The organism is Kitasatospora sp. NPDC057198, assembly GCF_042670125.1.
GTDB lineage: Bacteria > Actinomycetota > Actinomycetes > Streptomycetales > Streptomycetaceae > Kitasatospora.
Window position 1 is genome coordinate 1 of the sequence record NZ_JBHUWH010000467.1, and the last position, 5,957, is coordinate 5,957.

A 5,957-nucleotide genomic window follows, 5' to 3' on the forward strand; every position below is an offset into this window, starting at 1 on the left:
TCGTCCTGATCCGATCGGATCAGGACGACATGGCCCGTTCGTGCGCGGATCCGTTCGTCTCCCGCCCGGTCGGGTGATCTCGCGTGCTCTTCTGTGGCGCATGTCACCAAATGGCTGCGCGAGCGCCCGTGGAGTCGGACACTGGTGACGGTCGGGGGGAGGACCAATCGTCCTACCCGGCTGACGCCGTTTCACACCTGATCCGGTGCAAATTTTCAGCGAAGCGAGGTACAAGGATGTGCCAGCACCGAACCGAGTGTCCGTCCGCCGAATCGGCCGACCGCGAGGCGGCCGTCCCGGTGGCGCGCCACCCCGAGCAGGGCTGGAGCCTGCTGTGCAACGGGGTGCTGCTGTTCGACGACACCGGTGAGCTGCTGCCGGACGGCCGGGTGATCGCCCCCCGCCGGAGCCTGCTGATCGCCGCCTGACCTGCCGCCGCCCCCGCCGCCACCCCGCTGCCGCTGCCGCTGTCGCCGCCGCGCCGTCGCCGCGCCCGCCGGGGTCTGCGGTCAGGAGCCGCCGTGCGGGCGGGCGGTGGGTGTCGCGGGGTCGTACCACAGGCTGACCATCGGGGAGCGCAGCGTCCAGCCGAGGCTGGTGTAGAGGGCGCGGCCCTCGGTGGTGCCGACCAGGAGGGCGGTGCGCGCGCCGGCCGCGTGCGCCTCGTGCTGCAGCGTGCGCATCAGCGCCGAGCCGAGGCCGCGGCGGCGGTGCCCCGGGTCGGTCTCGATCTGGTCGGCGACGGCGAGCAGCGGGACGTCCACCCGGCCGCCGAGCGGGGTGGCGGGGGCCAGGGCGATCTGGCCGCGGGCGGCGAAGGCGCCGTCCGCGGTGCGGACCAGGGCCCGGACGGTGTCGCCGCGGCTCCAGGTGGTGATCCGGTAGCCGGCCGGGACGGCCGCCCGTCCGGGGCGCAGCGGAAGCGTCATCAGGTACCCGGGGGTGTCCTGGTGCCAGCCGCGGCCGATCCAGGGCAGGACGCGCTCGTCCTCGGCGAACAGCTTGAGCCACGTCCAGGGGGCGGTGGTGCTCCCGGCGAGCTTGCGGACCTCCTCCTCGGCGGGTGCGGGCAGCACGTGGCGCCGCACCTGGCGGGCCTGGCCGACGTCGATGCTCCAGCCCCAGGGCTCGGGGGCGGGGTCGGCGGCGCCGCGGGAGACCGTCCAGCCGCTGATCCAGGCTCGGACGAGTTCGGGGACGGTGGCGTCGTCGGTCACGGGCACGCTCCAGGGATGTAATGGTCTCTACTGGCGAGTGAATATTACCTCCGGGGCGTCGGGCGCGTCACCGGGGTTTGCGGCGTGCGCCCTCCGCAGCGCCGCGGCCAGGGCGGGGACGTCGACCGGGGCGGTGGTGTCGACCCGGTGGACGGGGCCGAGGGCCAGCGGGGCGGCCCCGCGGGCCCACCCGTCCCAGCGGCCGTCGGGCTCGCCGGGGCGCTCGGGGTGGACGGGGTGGCGGTGCGGCATCCGGTCCTCGAAGCGGCGGCGGGCCAGCGCGACGGGGATCTCGCACCAGACCTCCTGCACGGCGGCCACCCCGGCGGAGTCCAGCCCGGCCCGGACGGTCCGGCGCATCGGCCCGCCGAGCCAGGGCGCCTCCAGCACGGCCGCGCCGCGGGCGTCCCGCAGCAGCCGCCAGAGCGTCTCGCCCGCGGCCGCGCCGAGCAGCCGGCTCCACTCCCAGCGGTCCGGGACGCGCAGGCCGGCGAGCTGGTCGGCCAGGGTCTCCTTCACCGCGTCCTTGCTGAGCAGCGGAAGGCCCAGCTCGGCGGCCAGGGCCCGGCCGAGGGTGCTCTTGCCCGAGCCGGGCAGGCCGTTCACCAGTACGGTCATCATCCGTGCAGGCTAGCGGTGTTGACGCACCGTCAGGTGTTTCCGGCGGTGGGTCGGCGCAGGGCCCTGCGGGAGGTGCCGAGTTTGCGGAGCACGGCGGCGACGTGGTGTTCGGCGGTGCGCTCGGAGACGTAGAGGGCGGCGGCGATGTCCCTGTTGCGGGCGCCTTCGGCGAGCAGTTCGGCGACCTGGCGTTCGCGCGGGGAGAGGGTGTCGGCGGGGTCCCCTGGGGTGCGCGGGACGGGGCCGAGGGCGCGCAGCCGGCGGCGGCAGCGGGAGGCGCCGCCAACGGCTCCGAGGTGGTCGAAGGCGTCGATCGCCGAGGTCAGCAGGGGTGCGGCGGCGGTGACGGGCCCGGCCAGGGCGGCGCGTTCGGCGGCGAGCGCGGCGGGGTGCGGGCGGCCGATCTCCCGCCAGGCGTCGCGGGAGCGCAGGAACGCGGCGGCCGCCCCGTCCGGGGTGTCGGCGAGCAGCCCGGCGGCGAAGTGGCGTTCGGCGTGGCCGCCGGGGCTGGACAGCCCGTCGAGGCCGGCGGCGTGCTCGGCGGCGAGGGCGGTGGCGGCGGCCCGGTCGCCGCCGCGCAGGGCGGCCTCCACGGCGGTGGGCAGCAGGTCGAAGGCGAACGGCCAGGCTTCGCGGCGGCGCAGCAGGCGCAGCGCGGAGTCGAGGATCCGCCGGGCGCCGTCGGGGTCGTCGCGGTCGAGCCGGAGGCGGGCCAGGCCGGCCGCGGCGGGCAGCGCGGGCACGCTGGTGGCGTCCTGGTCGAGGGCGCGGCGGAAGTGCTCGGCGGCGCGGGCGGCGCGGCCGCGGGCGGCGGCGATCCGGCCCTGGGCGGCGGCGAGCAGTCCGGCGTCGGCGACGGGGCTGTCCGGGAAGCGCAGGCGGTAGGCGGCGAGGGCCGCGTCGAACCCGTTCCACCGGCCGGCCGCCCAGTCGAGCAGCACGGGGTAGCTGTGGGCATACATGGCGAGACCGCCGAGTCCGGCCCGCTCGCAGAGGGCGGCGGCCTCCTCGGCCCAGGCCCGGACCTGCGCGTCGAGGCCGGTGCAGCAGCCGATCTCGGCGGCGTTGGAGAGGCTGATCGCCGTGTAGAACACGATCCTGGGGTTGTCGTCGTGCCGGGGCAGGGCGGCGAGCCGGGCGGGGACCTCGGGGGCCGCGCACTCCGGGAGCGAGACCAGCAGGTTGGTGCGGACGACAGCGGTGGTCTCGGGGTCGTCCACGCGCTCCAGCAGGGCGAGGGCGCGGTCCATCCAGCGGCGGCGTTCGGCGGCGGTGGCGTCCCCGGTGTCCATGGAGGCGATGACGGACAGCGTCTTGGCCGCGTGCCGGGGGTTCTCCACCTCCAACTCGACGGCGGCCTCGGCGAGTTCGGCGACGCCGTGGGAGCCGCCGAGGTGCAGCCGGAGGAGGTTGCCGAGCCGGGCGCGGATCTCGCCGCGGACGGCCGGGGCCAGGCCGGGGGTGTCGACGATCCGGCGCAGCGCCTCGGCGCTGGCCCCGGCCTCGGCGGTGTAGGCGACGGCCTCGGCCAGGGAGCGGGCGGCGGCGCCGAGTTCGTCGGCGGGCAGGCCCGGGTGGTCGATGATCCGGCGGAGCATCAGGGCCGCGGTGCCCAGGTCGCCGACCTCCATGGCCCGGTCGGCGGCGGCCCGGGCGTGCACCAGCCAGCGCGCGGTGTCGCCGAGCGCCTCGGTGTGGTGGGCGATCTGCACCAGCGGCGGCGGCTCCCGGGCGGTGAGCAGACCCAGGACGCGGCGGTGCAGGCGGATCCGGACCGGTCCGGGCAGCGCGTCGTAGACGGAGCGGCGGGCCAGGGCGTGCGAGAAGCCGTAGCTGTCGGGGCCGTGCTCGACCAGGACGGAGCGGCCCAGGGCGTCGGTCAGGGCGTCGGCGGCCCGGTCGGCGGGGAGACCGGCGGCCTCGGCGAGCAGGCCCTCGGCGGCCGGGACCGCCAGCACGGCGGCGGCGTCGACCAGGGTGGCGGCGTCGGGGGTGAGCCGTTCGATCCGGGCGGCGAGCACCTCGCGCAGGCTGCGGGGCACGCCGAGCAGGTCGGGGCGGCGGTCGGCGCCGGGGCGGCCGGCGAGGGTGATCAGGTCCTCCACGGCGATCAGCGGCAGTCCGTGGCTGCGCTCGTACAGGGCGCCGGTGAGCTGCCGGGCGCCGTCCGGGCCGAGGGCGGAGCCGGCCAGGGCGGCGAGGGCGGGCCGGTCCAGCCGGTGCAGGTCCAGGTCGCCGAGGGCCGTTCCGGCGGGGCGGCGCAGTTCCCGGCCGAGCAGCGGGCCGTGCACCTCCTCGCCGCGGTAGGTCAGCAGCAGCGCGGCGTCCTCGGGCAGGCTGCCGGCCAGCAGCAGCAGGAGTTCGCGGGTGGCGTCGTCGGCCCAGTGGACGTCCTCGACGACCAGGACGACGGGGGCCGCGGCGGCAAGCAGGGCCCGGGTGGCGTTCAGCACGGCCTGGCGCTGCTCACCCGGCCCCGCCGGTTCGGCGGGCGGTGCGGGCAGCCGGCCGGCGAGGCGGGGCAGCAGCGGGGCGAGCGCGGCGCCGGCGGCGCCGAGCCGGGCGTCGACCGGCAGCAGCGGGCCGAGGGCGTCCAGGGCGTCGATGACGGGACCGAAGGGCAGCGGTTCGCGCAGCGGGTGGCAGCCGCCGGTGACGGCGCCCACGCCCCGGGCCCGCAGCGCGTCCACGGCCTCGGCGACCAGTCGCGTCTTGCCGATACCGGCTTCGCCCTGCACCAGGGCCACGGCCGGGCGGGACGCCAGCAGGGCCACCAGCTCCGCCAGTTCGCGCTCACGGCCGACGAAGGCGAAACCGCGCCGCTCCGCCCCGCGCCCCGCGTCCCCTGCCGTGCCAGTCATCTGCCGCTCCCGACCGCCGTGGACACCTGCCCTCACGCTACTGCGCCTTCCGGCGCGCGTCCGTCCGGCGCCGTCGGCGGGCGGGGCCCCGGGGCGGATGGGGAAGGCGGACGGGGAAGGCGGACGGGAAGCGGGAGAACGGAGGAGGCGGACGGTGCTGGGCAACGACGGACGGGCGGACTGGGGACGGGCGAAGACGGACGGGGGGCGGGCGAAGACGGGCAGGCGGACGGGGGCGCGGGCGAAGACGGGCGGGCGGGTGCGCGGCCCTGCGGCAGCAGGTGGGCGAGCGGGCGGTGGTTGAAGCCGTGGTGGGTGGGGGTGGGTCCGGGGACTACCCAGGTCGTGGTCCGGGACTACCCATGTCCGGGCGGTCGGGGAGCGGGAACGGGTACCGGTGGGGCTTCTCCCGGGGGCGGGGGCGGACTTCCCTGGAAGTACCGGCACCATCCGCACCACCCGGAGGCGAGCAGCCATGAATCCCAGGACCCGTCCGGCGGCCAGCCGTCCCACCGCCATCTACTTGCGCTGCTACCCGTACGACGCGGGTTTCCTGCTGGACTTCTGGGGGGCGCTCAGTCACTACGCCCTGGAGGCCGGGCTGGGCGAGGCGACCGTCTTCCTGGACAACGGGCGCGGTTCCCACGAGCCGCTGACCGCCCTGGAATCGCTGCTGGCGGCTGCGGCGGCGGGGCGGGTCTCGGCCGTCGTAGTGCCCGGACCGTTCGTCTTCTCGCTGGACGACGAGCGGGCCCGCGCCACCGTGCGCCGGTTCGAGGCGGCGGGGTGCGCGGTCCACGAACTGCCGCGCCCGCACCGGCGGCTGCCCGCCGCCCGGTTCGCCGTGGCGCGCTGAGGGCGGGCCCCGGGCCCTACGGCAGGTCGGCCACGATCAGCCGGCCCACCTGTTCGCCGAGCACCGCTCGGGCGGTCGGGTCGAGGCCGGGGTCGGTGACGAAGCAGTCCAGTTCGTTCAGGGTGGCGAAGGCGCTCAGGCCGACCACGCCCCACTTGCTGTGGTCGGCGACCGCGACCACCCGGCGGGCCGAGGCGATCAGGGCCCGGTTGGTCTGCGCCTCGGCCAGGTTGGGCGTGGTGAGCCCGGCCCGTTCGGAGACGCCGTGCGCGCCGATCAGCAGCACGTCGACGTGCAGTGAGCGGATCGCCTGGTCGGCCAGTGGGCCGACCAGGGCGGCGGAGGGGGTGGGGGTGCCGCCGGTGAGCAGCAGGGTCGGCCCGCTGCCGGGGCTGTCTCTTA

General features: G+C 77.2%; 6 protein-coding genes. 2 read left to right on the forward strand and 4 right to left on the reverse strand.

Features of this window, described 5'->3' with window-relative positions:
• The first annotated feature begins 236 nt into the window (after positions 1–236).
• Complete coding sequence (locus ACFUEL_RS33260; protein ID WP_033251206.1) at positions 237–428, forward strand: DUF5999 family protein; 192 nt, start codon at positions 237–239, stop codon at positions 426–428.
• 81 nt (positions 429–509) lie between these two features.
• Here the strand turns inward: ACFUEL_RS33260 and ACFUEL_RS33265 are convergent, their stop codons facing one another.
• Genes ACFUEL_RS33265 through ACFUEL_RS33275 form a run of 3 tightly spaced genes read right to left on the reverse strand, consistent with a single transcriptional unit; the run spans position 510 to position 4,699 of the window.
• Positions 510–1,217: a GNAT family N-acetyltransferase gene (locus ACFUEL_RS33265; protein WP_380240892.1), complete on the reverse strand. Its 708-nt coding sequence runs from the start codon at positions 1,215–1,217 to the stop codon at positions 510–512.
• A 27-nt stretch (positions 1,218–1,244) separates the two neighbouring features.
• A complete protein-coding gene (locus tag ACFUEL_RS33270; RefSeq protein ID WP_380240894.1) occupies positions 1,245–1,838 on the reverse strand; it encodes an AAA family ATPase in 594 nt (197 codons plus the stop codon).
• Between the two features lie 29 nt (positions 1,839–1,867).
• Positions 1,868–4,699 (reverse strand): ATP-binding protein, encoded by a 2,832-nt coding sequence (locus tag ACFUEL_RS33275; RefSeq protein WP_380240896.1) that lies wholly within the window; start codon positions 4,697–4,699, stop codon positions 1,868–1,870.
• 475 nt (positions 4,700–5,174) lie between these two features.
• On the opposite strand from ACFUEL_RS33275, the gene ACFUEL_RS33280 reads away from it, so the two are divergent.
• Positions 5,175–5,555: a hypothetical protein gene (locus tag ACFUEL_RS33280; RefSeq protein ID WP_380240898.1), complete on the forward strand. Its 381-nt coding sequence runs from the start codon at positions 5,175–5,177 to the stop codon at positions 5,553–5,555.
• A 16-nt stretch (positions 5,556–5,571) separates the two neighbouring features.
• Here ACFUEL_RS33280 and ACFUEL_RS33285 read toward each other — a convergent pair.
• Positions 5,572–5,957, reverse strand: a 386-nt coding sequence (locus ACFUEL_RS33285; protein WP_380240900.1) for a DeoR/GlpR family DNA-binding transcription regulator, incomplete at its 5' end; no start/stop codon positions are given.

Bases quoted from the DNA above. Each gene is read 5' to 3' on its own strand.
- ACFUEL_RS33260 (WP_033251206.1), top strand. From the start codon at position 237: ATGTGCCAGCACCGAACCGAGTGTCCGTCCGCCGAATCGGCCGACCGC.
- ACFUEL_RS33270 (WP_380240894.1), bottom strand. From the start codon at position 1,838: ATGATGACCGTACTGGTGAACGGCCTGCCCGGCTCGGGCAAGAGCACC.
- ACFUEL_RS33275 (WP_380240896.1), bottom strand. From the start codon at position 4,699: ATGACTGGCACGGCAGGGGACGCGGGGCGCGGGGCGGAGCGGCGCGGT.
- ACFUEL_RS33280 (WP_380240898.1), top strand. From the start codon at position 5,175: ATGAATCCCAGGACCCGTCCGGCGGCCAGCCGTCCCACCGCCATCTAC.